At 67.2% G+C, this 25008-nt stretch carries 24 protein-coding genes; 12 read left to right on the top strand and 12 right to left on the bottom strand.

From position 1 onward, the window contains the following. Positions 1-34: 34 nt before the first annotated feature. Together K7711_RS31355 and K7711_RS31350 are read right to left on the bottom strand one after the other, a co-directional pair. Positions 35-880, bottom strand: a complete 846-nt coding sequence (locus K7711_RS31355; protein WP_222973670.1) for a mycofactocin-coupled SDR family oxidoreductase — start codon at positions 878-880, stop codon at positions 35-37. Positions 881-955: 75 nt separating this feature from the next. Continuing rightward, the gene (locus K7711_RS31350; RefSeq protein WP_222973661.1) at positions 956-2053 is read right to left on the bottom strand and encodes a phosphotransferase family protein; all 1098 of its coding nucleotides are present in this window, start codon (positions 2051-2053) and stop codon (positions 956-958) included. Between the two features lie 293 nt (positions 2054-2346). Between K7711_RS31350 and K7711_RS31345 the strand changes: the two genes are divergently transcribed. The 4 genes from K7711_RS31345 (at position 2347) to K7711_RS31330 (ending at position 5131) form a co-directional block, all read left to right on the top strand. Continuing rightward, positions 2347-2658 (top strand): hypothetical protein, encoded by a 312-nt coding sequence (locus K7711_RS31345; RefSeq protein ID WP_222973660.1) that lies wholly within the window; start codon positions 2347-2349, stop codon positions 2656-2658. 52 nt (positions 2659-2710) lie between these two features. Beyond that, entirely contained in the window at positions 2711-3178 is a 468-nt protein-coding gene (locus K7711_RS31340; RefSeq protein WP_222973658.1) for a pyridoxamine 5'-phosphate oxidase family protein, read from the top strand. 108 nt (positions 3179-3286) lie between these two features. Continuing rightward, complete coding sequence (locus K7711_RS31335) at positions 3287-4360, top strand: aldo/keto reductase (RefSeq protein WP_222973656.1); 1074 nt, start codon at positions 3287-3289, stop codon at positions 4358-4360. Between the two features lie 111 nt (positions 4361-4471). After that, entirely contained in the window at positions 4472-5131 is a 660-nt protein-coding gene (locus tag K7711_RS31330; protein ID WP_222973650.1) for a TetR/AcrR family transcriptional regulator, read from the top strand. A gap of 40 nt (positions 5132-5171) precedes the next feature. Here K7711_RS31330 and K7711_RS31325 read toward each other — a convergent pair whose 3' ends face one another. From K7711_RS31325 to K7711_RS31300, 6 genes are all read right to left on the bottom strand, one after another. After that, positions 5172-5411 (bottom strand): hypothetical protein, encoded by a 240-nt coding sequence (locus K7711_RS31325; protein ID WP_222973648.1) that lies wholly within the window; start codon positions 5409-5411, stop codon positions 5172-5174. Next, positions 5408-6556: an amidohydrolase family protein gene (locus K7711_RS31320; RefSeq protein ID WP_222973645.1), complete on the bottom strand. Its 1149-nt coding sequence runs from the start codon at positions 6554-6556 to the stop codon at positions 5408-5410. The genes K7711_RS31325 and K7711_RS31320 overlap by 4 nt, the downstream gene beginning before the upstream one ends. Positions 6557-6837: 281 nt before the next feature. Beyond that, the gene (locus K7711_RS31315; protein ID WP_222973643.1) at positions 6838-7815 is read right to left on the bottom strand and encodes an NADPH:quinone oxidoreductase family protein; all 978 of its coding nucleotides are present in this window, start codon (positions 7813-7815) and stop codon (positions 6838-6840) included. Continuing rightward, complete coding sequence (locus K7711_RS31310) at positions 7815-9041, bottom strand: acyl-CoA dehydrogenase family protein (RefSeq protein ID WP_222973641.1); 1227 nt, start codon at positions 9039-9041, stop codon at positions 7815-7817. The genes K7711_RS31315 and K7711_RS31310 overlap by 1 nt, the downstream gene beginning before the upstream one ends. A gap of 10 nt (positions 9042-9051) precedes the next feature. Next, entirely contained in the window at positions 9052-9819 is a 768-nt protein-coding gene (locus K7711_RS31305; RefSeq protein WP_222973636.1) for an SDR family NAD(P)-dependent oxidoreductase, read from the bottom strand. A gap of 9 nt (positions 9820-9828) precedes the next feature. Then, entirely contained in the window at positions 9829-10977 is a 1149-nt protein-coding gene (locus K7711_RS31300; protein ID WP_222973634.1) for an acyl-CoA dehydrogenase family protein, read from the bottom strand. A 205-nt stretch (positions 10978-11182) separates the two neighbouring features. Here K7711_RS31300 and K7711_RS31295 point away from each other — a divergent pair, with 205 nt between their 5' ends. The 5 genes from K7711_RS31295 (at position 11183) to K7711_RS31275 (ending at position 16826) form a co-directional block, all read left to right on the top strand. Beyond that, positions 11183-11947, top strand: coding sequence for a crotonase/enoyl-CoA hydratase family protein (locus K7711_RS31295; protein ID WP_222973632.1), 765 nt, complete (start codon positions 11183-11185; stop codon positions 11945-11947). A 22-nt stretch (positions 11948-11969) separates the two neighbouring features. Beyond that, positions 11970-13157, top strand: a complete 1188-nt coding sequence (locus K7711_RS31290) for a CaiB/BaiF CoA transferase family protein (protein WP_222974097.1) — start codon at positions 11970-11972, stop codon at positions 13155-13157. Beyond that, positions 13154-14299: a thiolase family protein gene (locus tag K7711_RS31285; protein ID WP_222973631.1), complete on the top strand. Its 1146-nt coding sequence runs from the start codon at positions 13154-13156 to the stop codon at positions 14297-14299. The genes K7711_RS31290 and K7711_RS31285 overlap by 4 nt, the downstream gene beginning before the upstream one ends. A gap of 31 nt (positions 14300-14330) precedes the next feature. Beyond that, the gene (locus K7711_RS31280; protein ID WP_222973630.1) at positions 14331-15818 is read left to right on the top strand and encodes a FadR/GntR family transcriptional regulator; all 1488 of its coding nucleotides are present in this window, start codon (positions 14331-14333) and stop codon (positions 15816-15818) included. A 144-nt stretch (positions 15819-15962) separates the two neighbouring features. Next, positions 15963-16826, top strand: a complete 864-nt coding sequence (locus K7711_RS31275; protein WP_222973629.1) for a mycofactocin-coupled SDR family oxidoreductase — start codon at positions 15963-15965, stop codon at positions 16824-16826. Between the two features lie 140 nt (positions 16827-16966). On the opposite strand, the gene K7711_RS31270 is transcribed toward K7711_RS31275, so the two are convergent. From K7711_RS31270 to K7711_RS31260, 3 genes are read right to left on the bottom strand one after another with little or no spacing between them, the layout of a single operon-like run. Further along, on the bottom strand, positions 16967-17440 hold the full coding sequence (locus tag K7711_RS31270; RefSeq protein ID WP_222973627.1) for a VOC family protein: 474 nt from the start codon (positions 17438-17440) through the stop codon (positions 16967-16969). A gap of 2 nt (positions 17441-17442) precedes the next feature. After that, the gene (locus K7711_RS31265) at positions 17443-18642 is read right to left on the bottom strand and encodes a cytochrome P450 (RefSeq protein ID WP_222973626.1); all 1200 of its coding nucleotides are present in this window, start codon (positions 18640-18642) and stop codon (positions 17443-17445) included. Between the two features lie 37 nt (positions 18643-18679). Further along, complete coding sequence (locus tag K7711_RS31260) at positions 18680-19912, bottom strand: CaiB/BaiF CoA transferase family protein (protein ID WP_222973624.1); 1233 nt, start codon at positions 19910-19912, stop codon at positions 18680-18682. 212 nt (positions 19913-20124) lie between these two features. Between K7711_RS31260 and K7711_RS31255 the strand changes: the two genes are divergently transcribed. The 3 genes from K7711_RS31255 (at position 20125) to K7711_RS31245 (ending at position 24320) form a co-directional block, all read left to right on the top strand. Beyond that, complete coding sequence (locus K7711_RS31255; protein ID WP_222973618.1) at positions 20125-21444, top strand: acyl-CoA dehydrogenase family protein; 1320 nt, start codon at positions 20125-20127, stop codon at positions 21442-21444. 35 nt (positions 21445-21479) lie between these two features. Then, the gene (locus K7711_RS31250; protein WP_222974095.1) at positions 21480-22217 is read left to right on the top strand and encodes an SDR family NAD(P)-dependent oxidoreductase; all 738 of its coding nucleotides are present in this window, start codon (positions 21480-21482) and stop codon (positions 22215-22217) included. A gap of 189 nt (positions 22218-22406) precedes the next feature. Then, positions 22407-24320, top strand: a complete 1914-nt coding sequence (locus K7711_RS31245) for a vWA domain-containing protein (RefSeq protein ID WP_222973614.1) — start codon at positions 22407-22409, stop codon at positions 24318-24320. A gap of 45 nt (positions 24321-24365) precedes the next feature. Here the strand turns inward: K7711_RS31245 and K7711_RS31240 are convergent, their stop codons facing one another. Next, the gene (locus tag K7711_RS31240; RefSeq protein ID WP_222974093.1) at positions 24366-24809 is read right to left on the bottom strand and encodes an Hsp20/alpha crystallin family protein; all 444 of its coding nucleotides are present in this window, start codon (positions 24807-24809) and stop codon (positions 24366-24368) included. Positions 24810-25008 lie beyond the last annotated feature (199 nt).

Here is a 25008-nt window from a genome sequence, read left to right as displayed (position 1 = left end):
CGCTGTTGCCGCAGCTTCCCCGGCTGCCCCGACGTCAGCGGTTGGTGCGGCCCAGATCCACCGGCAGTTGAATGCCGGTGACGTGTCGCGCTTCGTTGGAGGCGATCCACGCTACGGCCGCGGCGATGTCCTCGACCTCGCTCATCTGATCGGGCAGGCTGCCCAGAAGCAGTGCGTTGTAATCGAAATCGTTCTCGATCATGGCGGGCAGGCCCGGCTTGAGGTCGGTCTTCACCCCGTGTGGATGCACCGAGTTCACCCGGATCCGGTACCGGGCCAGCTCGATCGCCAGCGCCTTCGCCAGACCGGTGACACCATGTTTGGCGGCCACGTAGTCGGCGATCAGCGGCATCGCCTTGAGTCCGGCGACCGAACTGATGAAGACGATCGCGCCGCCGGTGCCCTGTTCGATCATCCGCGGAATGGTCGTCTTGGCGGTGTAGAACGCACCGTGCAGATTGTGCGCGATCGTCGCGTGCCAGTGCTCGAGATCGATCTCCCACGCCGGAGCCGCGGTCGTCATGCCCGCGTTGGCGATCACCACGTCCAGCCGGCCCAGTTCGGCGACGCCGGCATCGACCGCGGCGGACAACGCGTCGTAATCGGTGATGTCGGTGCGGCTGGTGTAGATCCGCCGCCCCAACTTCTCGACCAGGCGCGCGGTCTCCTCGAGATCCTCGGGCGTGGCGCCCGGATAGGGCGCGGTCGGCAGGTCCGCACAGATGTCGATGGCGATGATGTCCGCGCCCTCGGCGGCGAATCTGACCGCCTCGGCCCGTCCCTGACCACGGGCCGCGCCGGTGATCAGGACGACGTTGTTCTCGAATCGGTGGCCGTTGGGCTTGTCGGGCAACGGCGCCGCGGGAACGTCGAGTGTCATCGTGAACCTCCTGATTGTCCGGACAGCAGCGCCGAATCCGGTTGTGCTGCATGGGATGTATTTCGATTGATGGAGCTATCGGGCGTCCAGGATGTCCAGGGTTTCCTGGACCAGGACGGGCAGTACCGGCAGCATGCGACCGAGTGGACCCGTCGGCGAAGCACCGCGTTTGAGCGCTCGTTTGAGCAGCAGGCCGGTGGCGGCGGACTCCTTGTAGCGCACCAGGGCGTGGAACCAGTCCAAGTCGGGAAGTCTTGTGCCCAGGGCCTGTTCGTAGGTCAGGACCACCTCGTCGCGGGTCGGCGTCCCGGCGGGCGGGCCCGCCTCGGCGGCCGGATGGCCCGCATCGTCGGTGAAATAGGTCAGCCAGGCCAGGTCGGTGCGCGGATCGCCGACCGCCCAGATCTCCCAGTCGATGATCGCGGACAACCGCTGCTGATCGCACAGCGTATTTCCGAGGCGGAAGTCCCCGTGGTTGATCGCGGGCGGCAGCGGTTCGGGCATGCTCGCGTGCAGGGCGGCCGCGGCGCGCTCGTACTCACCGCGCATCTGCTCCGGCAACGTCGTGAATGCCCTTGTCCAACGGTCGATCTCGTCGCCGAGGGTGATCACCGGCTCGTCGGCGAACCCGACCGATTCGGGACGCACGCGATGCAACTCGACCAGCAGGCGGGCGGCGTCCAGATAGCGCGCGTGCACCACATCGGGTGCGGGCCGACGTTCGGCCGGGGTGAGGATCGGCTCGAGACATTCGCCCGGAACGAAATTCATCACCATGAACGGGGGCGAGTGCGGCGGCTGCCCCTCGTCGGAGAACAGCACCGTCGGGGCCAGCGGCCTGTCCCTGCCCCGCAGGACGCGTTGCACCCGGGCCTGCCGCAGGACATCGCGATTGCGCACAGGCGGCAGGCCCGGTGGGGCCACCTTGAGTACGACCGTCGTCTCCGCGCTCGCCTCGTGCAGGTCGACCAGGAAGGTCAGGCTGGAGGTGCCGCCGGTCAGCGGCCGGATGTCCGCGACGCGCACACCGGGTCGCCAACGCTCGGCCTGGTACTCCACCCTGACCCGAAGCTCTTGCAGCAGAGCGGAATCGGCCTCGGACGTCGCCCCCGGCGCCGATCGCGACGCCCCGGCTTGCGCCGAGCCGTCCACAGCCGCCGTCTCGTCCGTCATATGCGGTCCTTTCAGCAACAGATGCGGGCGCATCGGATCGACCGCCGTCGTCCGGCGGCCCGCGCTCCTGGATCGGCGACCTCGCCTTCTCGACTCGGCCACCCGGGCAACAGTAGGCAATAGATAATACTCAATACAAGCACTGTCCCGATGCGCGGGATTTTCGTCCCCTACTGACGTCGCTCGTATGCGATAGTTGCCATCCTGCGAGCTGTAAGCGGAACAACGACCTTCTATAGAAGTACACTCTTTTTAACCTGCTGAAGCCTCCACGAGATACCGAAGGAAGTCCGATGAAGCCACGTGTGGGACAGACACTCACCAGTGCGGTCGATGCGACGACGGTCGTCGTCGTCCGTTGTCCCGACAGCGATCTGGAGATCACCTGCGGCGGCGCGACCATGGTCGACTCGAAGGTCTCGCCGGCCGACGCGTCCGGCGTCGCCGACCCGGCTCAGCAGTCCGGTTCGCAGTTGGGCAAGCGTTACGCCGACGACAGCGTCGGGGTGGAACTGCTGTGCACCAAGGCCGGACAGGGAACCCTGGCGGTCAACGGCGCACCGCTGCCGCTCAAGTCGGCCAAGCCGCTGCCCGCGTCCGACTAGCTCTACGGGCGAACCCACCACTCCCCCAATCACATTCAACCGGAAGAGCGCCATGCCCGAACAACGACGCGGCCGCTCGCTGGCGATGACCGGCGACGAACTCGACACGTTCCTGCGAGACCGGCCCGTCTGCCGGGTCGCCAGTATCGGCCCCGGCGGCGCACCGCACACCAGTGCGCTGTGGTTCGTCTGGGACGGCGAGGCGCTGTGGCTGTACTCGATCACCCGCAGCCAGCGCTGGACCGATATCACCAGGGATCCGCGCGTCAGTGTCATCGTCGACGACGGCGGCGCGGATTTCCGCTCCCTGCGCGGAGTCGAATTGCGCGGCGCGGTCGAGATGGTCGGCGAGGCGCCGCGCACCGGTGCACCCGTCGCCGAACTAACCGAGCCCGAACGGCTGTTCGCCGAGAAGTACAGCGAGGAAAGCGAACTCCGTTACGACGGGCGGCACGCCTGGTTGCGGTTGCGACCGGAAACCCGTGTCAGTTGGGACTTCTCGAAGATGCGCACCGGATAGCCGCTCGGAACATCAACCGTGGAAAGTTAATTCGCGTGCCGGCCGACCGCGGTCCGGGCGACGTACGCCCCCTGCGCCGCCGGCGCGAAACGCATACGAGGAGAAGGCATGTTGTATCGCCGATTCGGCACCACGGGCGTCGAAGTCAGCAGCCAGTGTCTGGGCGCGATGACGTTCGGGAAGATGGGCGACACCGATCCCGACGACTGCGTCCGGATCGTCGAGCGCGCGTTGGACGCGGGCATCAACTTCATCGATACCGCCGATGTCTACTCCGGCGGGCAGAGCGAGGAGATCGTCGGGCGTGCCGTGCGAACCCGGCGTGAGCAGGTGGTCCTGGCCACCAAGTGCTACTACCCGATGGGTGGCGACCGCAACGAGCAGGGCTCGTCCCGGCGCTGGATCGTCCGGGCGGTCGAGGCGAGCCTGCGCCGGCTGGGCACCGATTACATCGACCTGTACCAGGTCCACAAGCCGGACTGGCACACTGCTCCGGAGGAGACGCTCGGTGCGCTCAGCGACCTGGTCCGGCAGGGCAAGGTGCTCTACCTGGGCTCGTCCTCGTTCCCCGCGGACCGGATCGTGGAAGCGCAGTGGGCGGCGCAACGACGGAGCACCGAGCGGTTCGTGTGTGAGCAGCCGCAGTATTCGATCTTCGCCCGATCGATCGAGACCGCGATACTTCCGGCCTGCCAACGGCACCGGATGTCGGTCATCGCCTGGAGTCCGCTCGCGGGCGGCTGGCTGACCGGTAAATACCGGCGCGGCGAACAACCTCCGGCCGGATCGCGTTTCGATCCCGACGGCTTGTTCATGTCGGGGCGAACCGTCACGACCGTGGCCGAACGCAGCGATCCGGTGCGATTCGACGCCGTGGACGCGTTGCGGCAGATCGCCGACCAGGCGGGCCTGACCCTGACCGAACTGGCGTTGGCCTTCGTTTCCAGCCACCCGGCAATCACGTCCACGATCATCGGCCCGCGGACCATGGGGCATCTGGACGACGCGTTGAAAGCCTCGGATGTCGAGCTCGCCCCGGATGTGCTGGACGCCATCGACCGAGTGGTGCCTCCGGGTACCGATATGCCCGGAATCGATCACTACCTCCAGCCTCCGTCGCTGGAACCGGAGGCACGCCGACGTCCCACCGGTCAACGAACCGAACTCACCCGGCGCACCTGATCCAGAATCTCGAAGCGGGCCGCCCAGCCGGGCGGCCCATTGTTTCGACCACCTGTTCTAGTCTGCGTATACTCGCACCCGAGTATTGGCACGCCGACCAGAGGGGATGATGTGGCCCGGCCACCAGGACACGGCCCGCAGTATCAGATCAAGCGGGACGAGATCATCGACACCGCCGCGGCGCTGTTCGCGAAGAACGGCTACGCCGCGACCGGCATCGTCGAGATCGGCGAGACGGTCGGCCTGGCCAAGGGAGCCCTCTACTACTACATCGGCTCCAAGGAGAATCTGCTGATCGAGATTCAGGAGCGGGTGCTCGATCCGCTACTGGAGATCTCGGCCCGCATTCAGGCCCTCGAGGCCGCACCGACGGTCAAACTGCGGTTGCTGTCCGAGGAACTGCTGACGGTGATCTTCGAACGCCTGGACCATATCTGGGTGTACGAGCACGACTACCGGCAGCTGTCCGAGCCGAATCTGGAGCGAATGCTCAAGCGCCGCAGGCAGTTCGAGGAAGTTGTGCGCTCACTGCTGGTCGCCGCCATGGACGAGGGCGTCTTCCGGGACGCCGATCCGAGCCTGGCGACGCTGCAGTTCCTTAATATGCACAACCACACCTATCAGTGGGTCAAGCCGGGGCAGCAGTGGACCGCGAGCTACCTGTCCCAGACGTACTGCCGCACACTGTTCATCGGCTTCTCCGGTGGCACCTGCGATATCGAGGCGCTCGAGGCCGCAGTCGCGGAGCATCGAGCCGCCACGTCGGCCTGATGCCCCGCGGTGCGCGTCTCACCACGGGGCGTCGCCGCAACTAGGAACCGAGCAGATCCGAAGCGGCACTACGCAATGCGCGCAGCCTGGATTCGAGCAGATCCCGCTCGGCCTGATCGCCGTCCCCCAGCTCACCGAGCCGAATCCGCACCAGATCGATCTCCTCGACCAGGCGGCCGTGCGCCTCCTCGCGGGTGAGCAGATCCAGCTCGGTCCAATCCGATCGCTCGGACTCCGGCAGTCGCCCCACGCGGTTGACTTCCACACCGGCCTCGCTCATGCCGGAATGTTGTACAGCCGACGGGTATTCAGCTCGACGATCTTGTGCACCTCGTCATCGGGCACATCGGCGAGCACCTCGGCCGCGTACGCCCGGCTCTTGGGCCAGTACGAGTCCGAATGCGGGTAGTCGCACTCCCAGGTGATGCGATCCACGCCGACGTGATGACGCACCTCCACGCCGAACCGGTCGTCGATGAAGCAGCCGTGGAAGTGCTTCTTGAACAGCTCCGACGGGCGCACATCCTGATTGAGGTTCTGGTAGAAGCGGTGCCGCTCCCAGGTGTTGTCCATCCGCTCGATCAGATAGGGCATCCAGCCGATGCCGCCCTCGGACAACCCCACCTTCAGCTTGGGGTGCCGGTGGAACACCGGGGAGAAGATCAGATCCGCCGCGGCGAACATCGAGTTGCAGGCGAACAGCGAGATGGTCACCGCGAACGGGGCCTCCGGGGAGGTCTTCGGCGGATTGCTGGAGGTGCCGAAGTGCAGGCACAGCGGCATATCGGTTTCCTCGAGCGCCGAGAACACCGGATCCCAGTGGTCGGTGTAGGCGGAGGGCAGGCCCAGCGGCGTGGTGTATTCCGGGAAGGTGACCGCCTTGGACCCCTTCGCGGCCACGCGGTGGATCTCCCGCACGCTGGCCTCGACATCCCACAGCGGCAGCATGCTCAGCGGGATCAGCCGTCCCGCCGGCCCGGCCGGGCACCATTCGTCGAGGACGAAATCGTTCCACGCCTGCACGCACAGCAGGGCCAGTTCCTTGTCCTGCCCCTCGAGGAACACCGTGCCCGCGAAGCGCGGGAACGACGGGAAGCACAGCGCACCCCACACACCGTCCAGATCCATGTCCCGCAGCCGGGCCTTCGGGTCGTAGCAGCCCGGGATCATCTCGTCGTAGCGGGTCGGCTCCATGCCGAAGTCCTCGAAACTCTTACCCGCCACGGCATTCAGGCCGATGTACGGATAGATCCGATCCTCGTATCGCCACACCTCGGCGGGAGCCTGCCCCCCGCTGCGCGGCTGTTCCACAATCCGCGGACCGAGCTCGCGGTACTTGGCGGGCAAGCGGTCCGTCCAGAGCGTCGGCGGTTCGATCAGATGGTCATCTGTCGACAGCAGCTTCATATACGGCTGCAAGGGCATTGGTCTGCTCCCTCGTGATGATCGCGGCGCCCGGGGCAACCGCACTGGAACGGGTTGCTCTGCTCTCGACGCACACTTCGGGCCTGCTGTACGCCGGCGCAGGTTCAGTCTAGGACTGATGCGGTATTGCGTGCACTGTTATTGTCCCGCTCAACGGAAACCGACTCGAATTCGAACTAGACGCACGGCACTCAAGTTCATTGAGGAGACTTTTCCGCGACGAGTGCCCGGTTACGACGTTCGCGGACCACTCCACAGCCAGCGGTGACCGTTGACAGCGCTCAGCTGCGGAGCATGTCGAGCACCACTTTTCCGGTCGTCCGGCGCTCTGCCACTGCAGTGAGCGCTGTGGCGACATCGGCGAGCGAGTGGACCGCGGAGACGTGCGGATGCATTCCGTCGCGCACCATCGCGGACAGCGCGCGGGTCGCCGCGGCGACCGCCTCGGGGTTGTCGCGGCGCAGCAGGCGAATCTCGAAGCCGCGCACGGTCGCGTCCTTCAACAGGACCAGGTTCAACGGGATGCGGGGGATCTTTCCGTCGGCGTAGCCGACGGTCACGAAACGACCGCCGTGCCGCAGGGCGCGCAGGGCCGCCTCGGAGTAGTCGCCGCCCACCGGATCGATCACCAGGTGCACGCCGCCGTCGGTGAGCTCGCGCAGCCTGGTCTTGAGATCCTCACGGCTGTAATCGATTCCGGCCACCGCACCCAGATCACGGGCGACCGCGAGACGTTCCGGTGACGATGCGGCCGCGATCACGCGCATGCCCAACCGGGTCGCGACGTCGACGGTGGCCGAGCCGACCCCGCCCGCCGCGCCCAGCACCGTCACCCATTCGTCCGCGACTCCCCCGCCGATGGTGACCAGCGAGTGGTACGCGGTGCCGTAGGCGACGTGGAAGGCGGCCGCCTGCAGCATGTCCAGGCCCTCGGGCACCTCGCGCAGCGAATCCACCGGTACGACAACCTGTTCCGCGAACGCGCCGCCCATCGTCGACCCCGCCACCGGGGTGCCGACCGCGGGCCCGCTCACCCCCGGCCCGAGCGCGGACACCTCACCGGCGAATTCGCTGCCCGGGGTGAAGGGCAGCGGCAGCGACACCTGGTACTGGTTCGCCACTATCAGCACGTCCGGGAAATTCACCGCCGCGGCGTGCACGCGCACCGCCACCTCACCCGGTCCGGGCTCCGGATCTTCCAGTTCGACGAGCGAAAGCTTCTCGGGTGCACCGTATTCGATGCAACGTGCGGCTCTCATCAGGACCTTCCCGTGCTGGGCATCGCCGGATCGCGCGGCAGGCCCAGCACCTGCTCGGCGATCGTGTTGCGCTGAATCTCGGCCGTGCCCGCCCCGATGGTCGAGGCCCGGGTGCGCAGGAATCCCCACACCCAGCGACCGCGCTGCACCGCATGCGGATCGTGCCGATCGAGAATTCCGTAGCAGCCCAGCAGATCCACCGCGAACTCGTGCAACTCCTGCTCGAAGGTGACGATGAACAGCCGCGAGGTCGAGGACGCCGGGCCGGGTTCGCCCTTCGCGAGAATGTCGGAGATGGTGCGCATCCCGGTCAGCCGCATTATCCGCACTCGCATCTCGAACTCGGCGAGCCGATCCCGGATCAGCGGATCCGCGGTCGCTCCCCGCTCGTGCGCGAGTTCGATCAACTCGTCCAGCACCCGCCGGTACAGCGCGGCCTGATTCATCGCCCCGGCCGCGCGCTCGTGCCCGAGACTCGTGCGCACCAGCGGCCAGCCGCCGTTCTCGGCCCCGATCCGGTTCGCCACCGGAACCCGCACATCGCTGAAGAAGATCTCACAGAAGTGCGCGTCGCCGGTGAGGTCACGCAGCGGGCGCACGGTGACGCCCGGAGCGTGCGCGTCGATCAGCAGATAACTGATCCCGTCCTGGCGCGAACCGGGCGGGCCGGTGCGGACCAGGGTGAACAGGATGTCGGCGATGTCGGCGGCGCTGTTCCACACCTTCTGACCATCGACGACGTAGTACGCGTCCGGATCATCGGGCCCGCCACCCTCGCGGCGCGCGGTGGTTCGCAGCGCCGGGAGATCCGATCCCGCACCCGGCTCGGAATAGCCTTGCGCCCATACGCTGTCACCGCGCAACATCGGGCGCAGGAAACGGTCCTTCTGCTCGTCCGTGCCGTACTTGATGATCGTCGGCGCGGCGATGCCCAGACCGGTGCCCAGCGGTCCCGGCACCCGGGCCCGGTTGTACTCCTCCTGGTAGATCACCTGCCGCGCGAAGCCCAGTTCCATGCCGCCGTAACGGCGCGGCCAGCTGGGTCCGGCGAATCCGGAGTCGAAAAGCGTTGCCAGCCAATCCTTCTGCCAGGACAGTCGATCCTCGGCCCGGCGCGGTCGGCGACCGGGGCGATGCTCATCGAGGAACGCACGCAGCCGGGCCCGGAACTGCTCGTCGGTCTCGGTGACATCGCCATTCGCTTGGCCCGGGGCTGTCGAATTCACCTCGCCGCCCTCAGCGCGGGGCCATGCGGATCGCTCCGTCGAGACGGATCGTCTGGCCGTTGAGATAGGGGTTCTCCAGCATCTCGACCGCGAGGCGACCGAAATCGTCGGGCTCGCCGAGACGTTTGGGGTGCGGCACAGTGGCCGCGAGGCTCTCCCGGATGTCCAAGCGCAGCCGACCCAGCATGGGGGTGTCCATGATGCCCGGAGCGATGGTGTTCACCCGGATCTGCCAGCTCGCCAGATCCCGCGCGGCGACCAGGGTCATGCCGTGCACGCCCGCTTTGGCTGCGGTGTAGGAGGTCTGGCCGATCTGGCCGTCGAACGCGGCGACCGATGCGGTGAGCACGATCGCGCCACGATCGCCGTCGACCACCTCGTTCTCGGCCAGCTTCGCCGCGGCCAGTCGCAGCACGTTGTAGCTGCCGATCAGGTTGACCCGGATGACTTCCGAAAAGGTATCCAGCTCACCGGGTTTGCGCTCGCGGTCGATGATGCGGGTGCGGTCACCGCCGCGGCCCGCACAGTGCACCACGAAACGCACCGGGCCCTGCTCCCCCGCGAGGTCCAAGGCGGCCCGCACACTCGCCTCGTCCGTGACGTCCGCGCGCGCGAACCGCGCGCCCGCACCCAGTTCCGCGATCGCCTTCTCGCCCTGTTCCTCCGAGATGTCGGCCAGGACCACCTTGCCGCCACGGTCGATGATCCGGCGCGCGGTGGCCAGGCCCAGCCCGGACGCACCGCCGGTGATCAGTGCCGACGAACCGTCGATTTGCATGCAGACTCCTTACAGTCCGAGGGATTTGCTGACGATGGTCTTGAGTACCTCGCTGGTGCCGCCGTAGATGCGGGTCACCCGAGCATCGGCGTACAGCCGTGCGATCGGCGACTCGAGGATGTAGCCGTAGCCGCCGTGCAGTTGCAGGCACCGGTCGATCACCCGGCCCTGCACTTCGGTGCAGAACAGTTTGGTCTTGGCCGCGTCGGCCGGATCCAGCTCACCGGCGACGAGCGCCACGATGGCCGCGTCCAGAAAGGCTTGTGCGGCTTCGAGTTCCGTGACGACGGCGGCAAGTTCGAACTTGGTGTTCTGGAAGTGCGCGACGGGCTTGCCGAAGACCACGCGGTCCCGCACATAGGTGGTGGTGAGCTCGATCGCCGCGCGGGTCTGGGCCACCGCGCCGACCGCGATCGCCAGCCGCTCCTGCGCGAGATTGCGGCCGAGGTAGGAGAACGCGACGCCCTCCTCGCCCAGCCGGTTCGCCACCGGTACGCGCACCTGGTCGAAGGAGAGTTCGACGGTGTCCTGGGTCGGCAGGCCGAGCTTCTCGAGCCGACGCCCCACCGCGAAGCCGGGCATCCCCTTCTCCACCACCAGCAGGGTCATTCCGGCGCGGCGGTTGTCCGGGTCGTGTGCCGTCCGCGCGGCGACGATGACCAGGTCAGCGTGGTAACCGCCGGTGATGAACGTCTTCGCGCCGTCGAGAATGTAATGGTCGCCCTCGCGTACCGCCTTGGTCGCGATTCCGGCCAGATCCGAGCCCGTGCCGGGCTCGCTCATCGCGATGGCCGTGTAGAGCGCCCCCGAGGCCAGGCCCGGGAACCACCGGGCACGCTGCTCGGCGTCCGCCAGTCCCAGGAAGTAGGGCACCACAACGTCCAAATGGGTACGCAGGCCGCCGAGCGTCACCCCGGCGCGCGCGGTCTCCTCCTGGATGACGACGTTGTAGCGATAGTCGTGCTGTCCCCCGCCGCCGTACTGCTCCGGCACCGAGGTACCGAGGATGCCCAGTTCGCCCATGGCCGTGAACAACTCGCGCGGCACCAGCCCCGCTCGACGCCAGTCCTCGTACTCCGGCACGACCCGGCGCGTCAGGTAGTCACGGACCAGGCCCCGGAAGTCCTCGTGATCCTGGGTGAACAGCGTGCGACGCATCGATTCTCCTCCCGGCAGTGCGCGGGTCACCGGATCGAGCGTCGCGCCGAGATGCGGGACCGCCGTCACCCTGCCTTAATTGAGTATACGCATTTATCGATATCGGATGCTAACTTATGAATACACCCCTGCAAAGAGGGGCCGGATCGCACTGATCAGGAAGCTCAATATGGGTAGCCGACCGGATCGGCATGAAGGAGGCACAGTGTCGGACGAGGTGCTGGTGGAGCGGCGCGGCCCGGTCATGGTCATCACGATCAACCGCCCCGAGGTCAAGAACGCGCTGAACGCGAGCGCGGCCGCGAAGGTCGCCGCCGCGGTGGACGAACTCGACGAATCCACCGAACTACGGGTCGCCGTACTGACCGGTGCGCGCGGAACCTTCAGTGCGGGAATGGATCTCAAGGCATGGCTGCGCGGCGAAAGTCCGGCCATCCCGGGCCGCGGACTGTGCGGGATCACCGAGACCCCGCCGCGCAAACCGTTGATCGCCGCGGTCGAGGGCTGGGCCCTGGCGGGCGGATTCGAACTGCTGCTGGCGTGTGATCTCGTGGTCGCCGCGCGCACCGCACGGTTCGGTGTTCCCGAGGTGAAGCGTTCGCTGGTCGCCCGTGGCGGCGCGGCGTTGCAACTCCCCCGCCGGGTACCGTTCGCCATCGCGATGGAACTGCTGCTGACCGGCGATCCGATCACCGCGGAACGCGCCGCCGAAGTCGGCCTGGTCAACCGGCTCACCGACGAGGGCGCAGCCCTGGCCGGCGCGCTGGAACTGGCCGAGACCGTCGCCGCGAACGGCCCGCTCGCCATCGCCGCGACCAAGCAGATCGCCCGCTCCACCGCCGATTGGACGCTCGCGGAGGGTTGGGCGCAGTCGGCCGAGATCGCCGCGCCGGTGTTCTCCTCCCAGGACGCCACCGAGGGCGCGACGGCGTTCGCCGAGAAACGCGCACCGGTCTGGCAGGGTCGCTGATGTCCGGGCGAGCGGGAGAGCGATCGTGACCACCGGCCCCCTCGCGGTATGCCGGATCGTCGAACTCGGCGGTATCGGTCCGGGACCGTTCGCCGGAATGCTGCTCGCGGACCTCGGTGCCGAGGTGGTGCGCGTCGACCGACCCGAGCGGATGGCCGACCCGGATGCGGGCGGGCCCACCGATGTGCTCAATCGCGGAAAGCGTTCGGTCGTAGTCGATCTCAAACACCCCGACGGTGCGGCGACCGTCCTGGGTCTGATCGATCGCGCCGACGTGCTGATCGAGGGTTTCCGTCCGGGCGTCACCGAACGCCTGGGCATCGGCCCGCACGAATGCCTCGCCCGCAATCCCCGGCTGGTCTACGGCCGGATGACCGGCTGGGGTCAGGACGGACCGCTGGCGGCGGCGGCCGGACACGACATCGGCTACATCGCGCTGACCGGAGCCCTCGGCGCGATCGGCGACGCGGGCGGCCCACCGCAGATTCCGCTCAATCTGCTCGGCGACTTCGGCGGCGGTGCTTGCTATCTCGTGATCGGCGTCCTCGCGGCACTGCACGCCGCGCAGCGGACCGGTCACGGTCAGGTGGTGGACGCGGCCATCGTCGACGGCACCACCCATCTGCTGGCAAGCCCACTGGCCAAACTCGCTCGTGGAGCGTGGACCGACGAACGTGGCGTCAACCAGCTCGACGGCGGCTGGCCGTTCTACGCCGTCTACGCCACCAGAGACGGCCGCTATATGGCCGTGGGTGCACTCGAGGCCAAGTTCTACCGGCAGCTGATCGAACTGCTCGAACTCGACGTCGACCCCGAACGCCAGCACGACCGCTCGACCTGGCCGCACCTGAGATCTCAACTGGCACAACGGTTCGCCCAGCGGACGAGGGACGCATGGGCAGCGCTGTTCGAGGGCACCGACGCCTGCGTCGCGCCGGTCCTGGGACTCACCGAGGCCGCCCGGCACCCCCATCTGGCCGCCCGCGGCAGTCTGCTGACCCGCGACGGCGTCGTCCAGCCCAACGCCGCGCCCCGGTTCTCCACTACGCCCGCGACGCCGGGCGCCACGGCGGCGCAGGTCGGTGCGGATACCGCGCAGATCTTGCGAGACTGGGGAATCGAAGGCGCGGGCACACTGATCGCGGGCGGAGCAGCGATTCAGGCCGCGAACCACGAGACGTACTCGCAAGCGAGAGGACAGATTTCATGAGAGAAGCCGTCATAGTCGACGCCGTCCGCACGCCGATCGGCAAGCGCAACGGCACGCTGGGCCCGGTGCACGCGGCCGATCTGTCGGCCGAGGTGCTCACCGCCCTCGCCGAACGCACCGGCATCGATCCGGGCACCGTGGACGACGTGATCTGGGGGTGTGTCACCCAGATCGGCGATCAATCCAGCAATATCGGACGTTTCGCGGTGCTCGCGGCCGGGTGGCCGGAACACGTTCCCGGCGTGACGATCAACCGGGCCTGCGGCTCGAGTCAGCAGGCGGTCGACCAGGCCGCGCACGCGGTGATGGCCGGGCAGTTCGACCTGGTCGTCGCGGGCGGTGTGGAGACGATGACCCGCGTCCCCCTCGGCTCACATCGCACCACCGGGCAGCCCTACGGCCCGAAGGCCCTGGCCCGCTACGGCAACGTCGAGTTCAGCCAGGGCATCGGCGCCGAACTCATGGCCGAACACTGGGGTTTCGGTCGCGCCCAGCTCGACGAATTCTCCTCGCGCTCACATGCCAACGCCGCCGCCGCGATCGATGCGGGCGTCTTCGACGATCACGTCATCCCGGTCGAGGTCGAGGGTACGAAACTCACTGCCGACGAGGGGTTGCGGCGGGGCACGTCGGTGGAGACGCTCGCCAAGCTGAAGCCGTCGTTCAAGCCCGACGGCGTCATCCATGCCGGTAACTCCTCGCAGATCGCGGACGGCGCGGCCGCACTGCTGATCACCACGCCCGAACGCGCCGCGCAGCTCGGCCTGACGCCGATCGCGCGGTATCACAGCGGCGCCGTCAGCGGCGCCGACCCGATCATGATGCTCACCGGGCCGATCCCGGCCACCGAGAAGGTGCTGCGGCGCGCCGGGCTGGGTGTGGACGATATCGGCGTCTTCGAGGTCAACGAGGCGTTCGCACCTGTTCCGCTGGCCTGGCTCGCCGAGACCGGAGCCGATCCGGAACGGGTCAACCCGTTGGGCGGCGCGATCGGCGTCGGCCATCCGCTCGGCGCGTCGGGTGCGATCCTGATGACCCGGCTGCTGGCGCAGATGCGTCGGCAGGGGTTGCGCTACGGCCTGCAGACGATGTGTGAGGGCGGCGGCACCGCCAACGCGACCATCCTCGAACTGCTTTCCTGAACAACCGGTTTCGCACGAGGAATGGGCCCACATGTCGACCGCCGTCGATTTCGATCCCGCTGACCCCGACCCCGAGTTCGGGGTCGAATCCGGCCTGCCCGTAGGCAAACTCGCCGCGCAGGTCGCGCGTCAACTCGAGGAGACGGTCATCCGCCGCGGCTGGCCGGTGGGTGAGCTGCTCGGCTCGGAGGTGGGCCTGCGCGAGCGGTTCGGAGTGAGCCGGGCGGTGATGCGCGAGGCGGTGCGGCTGGTCGAACATCACCAGGTCGCGCGGATGCGGCGCGGCCCGAACGGCGGCCTGTTCGTGTGCGCACCCGATGCCGGGCCGGCCACCAGGGCCATCGTGATCTACCTGGAGTACGTCGGCACCGGCGTGGACGATCTGCTCGAGGCGCGGCTGCTGCTCGAACCGCTCGCGGCCCGCCTCGCCGCCGACCGCATCAGCGAGGACGGAATCACCACGCTGCGTGCGCATCTGGACGCCGAGGCGACCCTGCTGGCCGAACCCGCCATCCTGGACGACCCGCTGCACACGCTGCTGGGGCAGATGTCCGGGAATCCGGCGCTGCACTTGTTCATCGATGTGCTCACCCGGCTCACCGGACGCTACGCACACACCTCCCGGCGCATCTCACGCACCGAGATGCTCACCGCGAAACACGCCTCGCACCGGGACCACCGCGCGGTGGTCGAGTCCGTGATCGCGGGCGAGGGCGCCCGCGCGGAGACGCTGCTGGGCAAACACCTTGCGGAAGTGTCGGATTGGATCGACAAGCATCGCGTCCGCCGCGGGACTCGGATCGCGGGAGCGGTGATCGAACCCGAGATCGTCGAGGGTCCGCGCGCCAAACTGGCCGAGGTCGTCGCCGCCCGCATCCACGACGACATCGCCGCTCGCGGTTGGCAACTCGGCATGGTGCTCGGGTCCGAAGCGGATCTGCTGTCCCGCTACGAGATCAGCCGCGCGGTGTTGCGCGAGGCGATCCGCATCCTGGAATACCACTCCGTGGCCCGGATGCGCCGCGGACCGGGCGGCGGGCTGATCGTCTGCTCGCCCGAACCTCAAGCGAGTATCGATACGATGGCCCTGTTCCTGGAGTACCAGGGCGTGAGTGCCGACGATCTGCGCTTGGTGCGCAATGCGATCGAGTTGGGCGTCGTCGCGCGGGTGACCGAGCGTTGCGCCGCACAGGAAACCGACACCGCGGACCGGCTCACCGCGGCGGTCCACTGGCCGGTCGAGGGGCCGACCGGCAATCCGCGCAAGGCCGATCTGTTCCACACCGAATTGGCCGCGGCCGCAGGCAATCCCGTGCTCTCGCTGTTCGGGTCGATCATCACCGAACTGTTCCGGCGGCACGCGGCCGCACACGACCGGACGCTGCCAGGCGACCGCGCCGCCGAGGAGGTGCGTCAGGTGCACCAGCACATCCTGGACGCGATCCGGGCCGGCGACGCTGGACTGGCACGTCACCGGATGCGGCGGCATCTCGATGCATTGAGCCACTGGTGGCATTGATTCGGTTCACTCAACCGCATCTCACTCAGCGGAAATTTCCGGAACTATCGTCGAAAACTCTTCCACTGAACCGTATTGAGAATACTGAAAATCGGCGATCTCACTAGGCTCACAAGGCAGCATTCGGATCGGAAGGAGCCTGCCATGGGGCGAGTTCAGGACAAGGTCGTGTTCATCACCGGCGCGGCGCGAGGACAGGGTCGCGCCCACGCGATTCGTCTCGCGCAGGAGGGCGCGGACATCATCGCCGTGGACATCTGCGCGGATATCGACACCAACCCCTATCCCTTGGCTCGGCGCGAGGATCTGGACGAGACCGTCCGCCTGGTGGAGAAGGCGGGCCGCCGCGCGGTGGCCCGCATCGCCGACGTTCGCGATCCCGCCGCGCTGAAATCCGCGGTGGAAGAAGGCGTCGCCACCCTCGGCCGCCTGGACGCGGTGGTGGCACAGGCATCCATCGCACCGCTCGGAATAGACCGGGGCACACAGGCATTCATCGATGTGGTCGCTGTCGGCTTCAACGGCGTCGTCCATGCCGTGCAGGCCGCGCTCCCCCATCTCACCGAGGGCGGCTCGATCATCGCGACCGGCTCGATCGCGGCACTGGCCACGGCCACCACCGACAACCCCGCACTCGGACCGGGCGGGCTGGGCTACTCGTTCGCCAAGCGGACCGTCGCCTCGTTCGTCCACGATCTCGGGACGGTGCTGATGCCGCACAAGATCCGGGTCAACGCGATCCACCCTGCCAACGTCAATACCGACATGCTGCACAACGAAGCCATGTATCGGGCATTCCGTCCCGACCTCGAGCATCCGGTCCGCGAGGACGCCATGCCGAGCTTCCCGGCGACGACCGGCATGGGCAATCCGTACGTCGAACCGGAGGACATCGCCGATATGGTGCTGTTCCTGGTGTCCGACGAATCCAAGTGGGTGACGGGTATGCAGATGCGCGTCGATTCGGGCGGCTACTTGAAGAAGCGCCCGCAGCAGCCGGTCTTCTGAACGTCGAAACCCCTGCCCCGCAGCGGATCACGCCACGGGACAGGGGTTTTCGGATGCCGATGGCCGTTCGTTCCCCGGCGATCCGCCCACGGCCGTGAACGATGCGAGTCTGCGGGCCCGCACCGATCACGGCCGCGAGGTCACTTCGGTGTGCGCTCGCGCAGATACTCGGCCAGATCCGGAATCCTCGTGCGGTCCACGATTTCGATCCGCACGCCGTCCAGTGAGACGTGGAAGGCGAAGATGGACGGGGCCACGCCGTCGATCACCGCGCACACCTCCCGCTCGAATCCCGCCTCCTCCAACAGTTTCGAGGTCGCGGCGAGATCGTCACAGAAGTAACCGAGGTGATGCGTGGCCAGCCGCGGCGTCGCCTCCCACAGCGTCCCGGGAACCTCCTGGACGAGTTCGATGCGCGGGGCGTCGAGCGAGTAGACGTACCGCATCTCGAGCGTGCGATCCTCGTCGCCGATACGTACCGGGACCTCGGTGACCAGGGTCGTCGTCCAGCGGTACCCGGCCAGCTCGCTCATCCGGACCTTCGCGGCCTCCAAGTCCGGCACCACGATGCCGGTGTGATAGAAATCCGCCGCCTTCAGTGGATTCACCGTCATCGTCACCACTCCAATCGCAATGAGGTGAGCCCGTACATGTTGCCGGTCTCCTGAAGGTCCTGCCCGGGTGCGAGGCGGTAATCGGGAATTCGCTTGTGCCACTCCTGAACCGCGACATTGAGTTCCAACCGGGCCAGATGCGAGCCCAGGCACCGATGCGGTCCGGAACCGAATGCGACGTGGTCGGTGCTCGTGCGGTGCAGGTCCACCTCGAGCGGATTGTCGTACCGCTCCGGATCACGATTGGTCACCGACAGCGGTAGCATCACCATCTCCCCCGACTTGATCGGGCAGCCGCCGACCTCGGTGTCGCGCACGGCTTTCCGGGCCGGGATGACCGGCGAGTACACCCGCAGGATCTCCTCCACGGCGGTGCCGATCAGCGACGGATCCGCGACGATCTCCCGGCGTTGTTCGGTGTGCGTGGCGAAGTGATAGAACGTCCAGCCCAGCGTGATCGGGACCGTGTCGAAGCCCGCCTGGAACAGCAGCAGGCACAGCGCGTGCAGATCCCGGTGGCTGATCTGTTCGCCGTCGATCGACCAGTTCATGGCACGGGAGATCAGATCGTCGCGGGGATTCTCACGCCGCGCCGCGATCTGCTCCTCGAAGTAGGCCGATACCTCCGCGATGGCGCTCAGCTGACGGCTGCCCTGGGGATCCTGCTCGTAGGTCAGATGCAGAATCTCGTGCACCCAGCCCAGGAATGTGTCCAGATCCTCCTCGGGCAGGCCGAGCAGACGCATGATGACCTTGGTCGGGAACCGGCGAGTGAATTCGTCGAGCACGTCGGCCGAACCGCGACCGGACAGTTCGTCGATCAACTCGGCCGCCAGTTGCCGGATCTCCGCCTCGCTGCTCGCGGCCGTCTTCGGCGAGAAGTCCGCGCCCAGCAGTCGTCGCCACTTGGTGTGCACCGGCGGATCCAGCATCTCCGGAATCCACAGGAATTCCGGATCCGGGTTGAGTGCGGTCACCGACGTGTTGGAGAAGGTGCGCCAGTCCTGCAGCGCCTGCTGAATCGCCGGGCCGTCGGTGACGACCCAGAACCCGCTCGCGACGGTGCTGCGGAATCCGTTGTGGCTCGCGGCCATTCGATCCCAGTGCTGCTGATGGCTCAGGACCGGGCCGGGCGTGCGATTGTCGAAGTCGTAGGCGGGCACTCCCTCGTAGGTGCTGTCGCTGTCGACCGGTGTGCTCATTTCTTACCCCTTGGCTGGTGGGCGGGTACGGATATCGCTACGTGATCGCGCCGTCGATCTTGAGAGCGATGAGTTCGTCGTCGCTCAGACCGGTCTCGCGCAACACCTCGTCGGTGTGTTCGGCGAACTGCGGCGCGCGGGTCAAAGTTGCCGGGGTCTGGTCGAATTGCACCGGGTTGCAGACCAACTCGCGGGCGACGCCGTCGGCATCGACGATCTCGGCGATCAGGCCGTTGGCCCGCAGGGACGGGTCCTGACCGACTTCCCACGAGTTCTGCACGGCCCCCCACTGCCCCTCGCCCCGGCCGAGGATCTCGGTCCACTCCGCGAACGGCCGGGTGGCGATGATCTCGGCGACGATCTCCGCGGCGGCCGGCGCGTTGGCCATCACCTTCTCGGTGGTGTCGAAACGGTCGTCCACGGCCAGGTCGTCGCGACCGACGAGTTTGCAGAACTCCGGCCAGTACCGTCCCGGCTGCAACATGGACAGCTCGATCCAGCGATCATCCGCGGTCCGGTATGCCCCGATCAGCGGGTTGGTCGCCGAGCCGTAGCGGCGCGGCGGATTCGGCGGCAGCGGGCCGCCGTTCATCAGGGCGAGGTTGACGGTGAACTGCGTGGCCCAGGCACCGACCCCGAGCAGCGAGACGTCGACCACCGACGGCTCACCGGTCGTCGCCCGGTGGTACAGCGCGGCGGCGATACCGCCCGCGATCGTCATGCCCCCCATCGAATCTCCGTACGCGCCCGCGGGCATCCGGACCATGCGATCGGCGCCCTCGGGTGTCACCCCGGCGGCGCTGCCGCCACGCGCCCAGAACGCGGTGCTGTCGTATCCGCCCTTACCCGCCTCGGGACCGCGCACGCCGAATCCGCTGCCGCGCACGTAGATGATGTTCGGATTGATCGCGCGCACATCCTCGAGATCGATGTGCAGCTTGGCTCGCGCCTCGGGCAGGAAGTTGGTCAGGAACACATCGCTGCCGCGCACCAGGTCCTCGAAAACCTTTCGCGCGGAGGGCTTCTCCAATGCGATGCCGACGCTGCGCTTACCCCGGTTGGGCCCCTCCATGATCGGGAAGAACGAGGACCCCTCGCTGGTCGCCGCGTAGCCGAGCACGCGGCTCAGGCCGCGCTGACCGTCACCGCGTTCGGCGTGTTCGACCTTGATGACATCCGCACCCCAGTCCGCGAGCACCGCGCCCGCCGCCGGGACGAAGGTGAACTGCGCGACCTCGAGCACGCGCACGCCTTCCATCGGTCTCTGCATCGGGGAAGCTCCTTCGCCGGTCGATCCGCTGAATCCTGAACAGGACACGCAATTATTCATCCGTCGTGGATCACGGGCGGATTCTTCGCCCATCCAGTGGGATGCACCAGAGAGCCGTATGCAGTTCCGTTCCAACGGCGAGGACGAAGGTTGTTAAAGAGTATCCTTTTTGGTAACGATTGGCCGGACTGTATAACCCCCTCGGAGGACCGATGCTGGATTATTCGATCGAACCGGAGTTCCAGGCCAAGCTGGACTGGGCCACCGAGTTCGTCCGGACCGAGGTCGAACCCCTCGACCTGCTGTTCCCACACGGCGGTGACCCGTACGACACCCGCAACGAGAAGGCGCGCGCCATCCTGAAACCGTTGCAGGAGAAGGTGCGAGACCACGGCCTGTGGGCCTGCCACCTCGGCCCGGAGCTGGGCGGACCGGGATACGGCCAGGTGAAACTCGCCTACCTCAACGAGATTCTGGGCCGTTCCTACTGGGCGCCAACGGTTTTCGGCACCGCCGCGCCCGACACCGGCAATGCCGAGATCCTCGCGATGTTCGGCACCCAGGAGCAGAAGACCCGCTATCTGCAACCGCTGCTGGACGGCGAGATCGTCTCCACCTTCTCGATGACCGAACCGCAGGGCGGCGCGGATCCGAAGGAATTCGTCTGCCGCGCCTGGCAGGACGGCGACGAATGGGTCATCGACGGGGAGAAGTGGTTCTCCTCCAACGCCCGCTACGCCGCGTTCCTGCTGGTCATGGCCGTTACCGATGCCGACGCCGCACCGCATCGCCGGATGTCGATCTTCATCGTCCCGGCCGAGACCCCCGGCATCGAGATCAAGCGCAACGTCGGCACCATGGACGAGCGCGACGAACTGGAGGAGGGCATCCACGCCTACATCCGGTACCACGAGGTCCGGGTGCCCCTGGACGCGATGCTCGGCGGTCCGGGCGACGGGTTCAAGGTCGCGCAGGCGCGCCTGGGCGGCGGGCGCATCCATCACGCCATGCGCACGGTCGGCAAATGCACCCGCGCCTTCGACATGATGTGCGAGCGCGCGCTGTCCCGCCACACCCAGGGCAACGTGCTGGCCGAGAAGCAGGCCGTGCAGCAGTTCATCGCGGACTCCTGGATCGAGTTGCAGCAGTTCCGGTTGCTGGTGCTGAACGCGGCCTGGATCATCGACACCCAGCCGCACGGCGCGGCACGCACCCAGATCGCCATGTGCAAGGTCGCCACGGCCAAGGTGCTGCACGACATCATCCAGCGGGCGGTGCACCTGCACGGCTCACTCGGCACCACGAACGAACTGCCGCTGGCGAAATGGTGGATGGCCGCGCCGAATCTCGCGCTCGCCGACGGCCCGACGGAGGTGCATCGCACGACCGTCGCCAAACAGCTGTTGAAGAACTACCGGCCCGCCGAGGGATTGTTCCCCAGTGAGCACATTCCGCCGAAGCTCGAGGCGGCGCGAAAGCGTTACGCTCACATCATCAATGACGACAGCCTGACAGGTGGGGTGAACGCGTGAACGACGAACGACCGGTCCCACCGAACGCAGCGGACATGTTCGACCTGAGCGGCAAGGTCGCCCTGGTGACCGGCGGCAGCCGGGGTCTGGGCCGGCAGATGGTCCACGCCTTCGCCGCGGCGGGCGCGGATGTGGTGATCGCCAGCCGCAAACTCGACGCCTGCGAGGTCGCGGCGAAGGAGATCCGGCAGCAGTTCGGTCGGCGCGCACTCCCGGTCGCCGCGCACGTCGCGCACTGGCAGGAGATGGACGGCCTGGTCGAGGCCGCCTACGGCGAGTTCGGCAAGGTCGACATCCTGGTCAACAACGCCGGAATGTCTCCCCTGGCGCCGTCCTCCGAGGAAACCACCGAGGACCTGTTCGACAAGGTGCTCGGAGTCAACTTCAAGGGCCCGTTCCGGTTGGGCTCCCTGGTGGGCCGCCGGATGGCCGACGGCGAGGGCGGCTCGATCATCAACATCTCCTCCTCGGGCGCCCTGTTCCCCCAGCCCAGATTCGGCCCCTACGCCGGCGCCAAGGCCGCACTCAACGCCCTGACAACGGTTTTCGCCATGGAGTACGGTCCGAAGGTCCGCGTCAACACCATCTCCGCCGGCCCCTTCCTCACCGACATCTCCAAGGCATGGGCCCCCGAGAAGCGCGAAATCTCCCGCAGCGCCCTGGGCCGTCCGGGCGATCCCTCCGAAATAGTCGGCACCGCACTGTATTTGGCGAGCTCGGCCTCCAGTTACACCACCGGATCGCTGATCCGGGTGGACGGCGGGCTCTACTAGTCCGTCTCGTCATTCGTTGTGCCGGCTGGGCAGTGGTAGCCCGGCTACCGAGATCGGGCCCGGCCGGCACTTCGACCCTCGGCAATTCCCACGACCGGGAAGTCGCATTCCCACTGTCGGCGATGACCCCCTCGGCTGAATGTACGGTATGTCCCCAATGCACAATTTCGCGACAAGTTGTTGGGGAGTATGTCGAGATTCACGAAGCTACTGACGGTTGCGGCCGCGGCTGCGGCCCTGTCGCTGGCGGTCGCGCCGGTACAGGCCCAAGAGGAGAAGCCCGGATACGCGCCGACGATGCTCGTGCTGGACGCGTCCGGCTCCATGCAGGCGGCCGACCCCGGCGGTGGGACCAAGATGGACGCCGCCAAGGCGGCCGTACACACATTCGTGAGCGCGGCGCCGGCCGAGGCGAAGGTCGGCCTGACCGTGTACGGGACCGGAACCGGGTCCTCGGATGCGGAGAAGTCGGCCGGCTGCGCGGATGTGCGGACGCTGCACGAGGCCGGCACCATCGACAAAGCCGCACTGAATTCCGCGGTCGACCAGATCCGGGCCAGCGGATACACCCCCATCGGGACCTCGCTGCGCAAGGCGGCCGAGGCGCTGCCGAAATCGGGTCCGCGTTCGATCGTGCTGGTGTCCGACGGCGAGGACACCTGCGCCCCACCGGATCCGTGCGAGGTCGCCCAGGAGCTGAATCGGCAAGGCGCGACAATCGTCGTGCACGCCATCGGATTCGGTGTCGACGCGGCATCGCGCGACCAGCTGACCTGTATCGCGCAGAAGACCGGCGGCACCTACACCGACGCGATCGACGGCAAATCCCTCGAACGCATACTTCCGCGCGTCACCCAGACGGCCTTGCGCACCTACAAACCGATCGGCACGCCGATTTCCGGCACCGCGACCTATCGGGACGCACCGACCGCGACACCCGGTCAGTATCTGGACACGATCGGTCAGCGCGAGACCAGGTTCTACGCCATGGATGTGCCGCAGGGCGCCATGGCGTATTTCAGTGCGACGACGGCCTTCCCCCATGTTCGGCAGCCGGGCGGCGCCAACGACAACAGCGTGCTGTATCTGCGGGTCTACGGCGCCGATGGTCAGGACTGCAACGTATTCCAGTTCGAGCAGGTGGTGAACACCGGCAACGGAGTGCCCCTCACCGTCACCAAGGCTTGGGACGGCGCAACGAAGACCAAGTCGGCGACCAGCGGTTCGGCGGACAAATGCCGTGGCGGCGGGCGCTACTACTTCGCGCCCGAGTGGCACGGCGTCGCGGACAACATGCCACAGCGGGTGCCGATCGAGCTGCTGTTCGGAATCGAGCCGGCCGTCACCGACGCGGGCGCGACGTCCTCCACGGCCTTCACCGCGCCCACCGGCACGCCAGCGCCGGTGTCGGGCGGTGGATCATTCAATGCCGCAACGGTATTGAACGGTTCCGGCAGCTACACCGATACCGTGCAGCGCGGGGAGTTCGTGTTCTATCGGGTCAAGCTGGACTGGGGGCAGGGCCTGGCGTACCGGGTGAACTTCCTCGACTCGGGCAGGCACGGCCTCGATGGCGTATCCAATGTCACCTCCACGCTGTACACACCTGTGCGCGAGAGGATCGACGGCGATTTCAGCTCCTTCGACGGTGACCCGGACAGTATGCCGACCGGTCGCCCCGCATTCGCAACCCTGCCCGTGCGCTACCGCAATCGCGACGCGAGGCCCACGGCAGGCAAGGAGCAGAGCCTGGCCGGCTGGTACTACATAGCCGTCTCCGTCGGCCCGTCCCGAACCGAAGGAGTCGGCGAGCCCGTACCGATTCGCTTGGAACTGACCGTGGCAGGGCAGCCCGAACCTGGACCGCATTACGAATCATCCACGGCGAATGGCATTTTCGGCGAGAACGCGACGCCATCGTCGACCGATACCACCAAGTCGGGCGGCGGAAGCGGGCAGTCGACGGTGTCGGCGGCGCCGGAGTCCGACGACGGAGTATCACCGGTGATCCTCGCGGTTGTCATCGCGGTTTCGGTGGTGTTGCCGGCACTGATCGTCGGCGCGGTGTTCGTGCTGCGCAGCCGTAAGTCCCTGCGCAAGTAGGGCCCAGGACCGGTGTGGCGGCCACCCGCCGCCACACCGATGTCGTCAGGACTTACCGGCCTCGATCGTCTTGGCGGAATCCCCGGCTCCGGTGATGCTGATCCGGCGGGGTTGGGCTTTCTCGGCGATCGGCAAGGTCACCGACAGGACCCCGTCGTTGTAGGTGGCGCTGATGTTGTCGGTGTCGATGCCGTCGCTGAGCGACAGTTGCCGCATGTAGCTGCCGGCGAAGCGCTCCGATGCCACCCATTGCACATGTTCGTCACTGGGCAGACTGCGTCGGGCCTGCAACGTCAGCGTGCCGTTGTCGACATTGACATCGATCGACCCCGGGTCCACACCCGGCAGGTCGGCGTTGAGCACATAGTGATCGCCTGCTTTGAACAGGTCCATCGGCATGAATCGTGGAGCACGCGTGGTTCCGACGGTTTCGCCGAGAAGTTGACGAGCGACGGTGTCGATGTCGTGAAATGGATCGAACCTCAGCACAGAAATCACCTCCGTGGCGACGATGGCGCCCACCACGGCGGTGAGCGCCGTGAGCTGTGCACCACCCAAGTTAGCACTCACCACAGCCGAGTGCCAGCATCGTCTCAGTCGGTCCCGCGAACCGTAGCAACACAATCCGACCAGCCGAATCCGGCCGAGATCTTGACGGCGCTGCCGACCATCCCGGAGGTCGTCTTCG

It is taken from the genome of Nocardia coffeae, assembly GCF_019890715.1.
GTDB classification, from domain to species: Bacteria; Actinomycetota; Actinomycetes; order Mycobacteriales; family Mycobacteriaceae; genus Nocardia; species Nocardia jiangxiensis.
The sequence above is the reverse complement of the archived record's forward strand: the minus strand, read 5'-3'. Positions and strand labels throughout refer to the sequence as shown.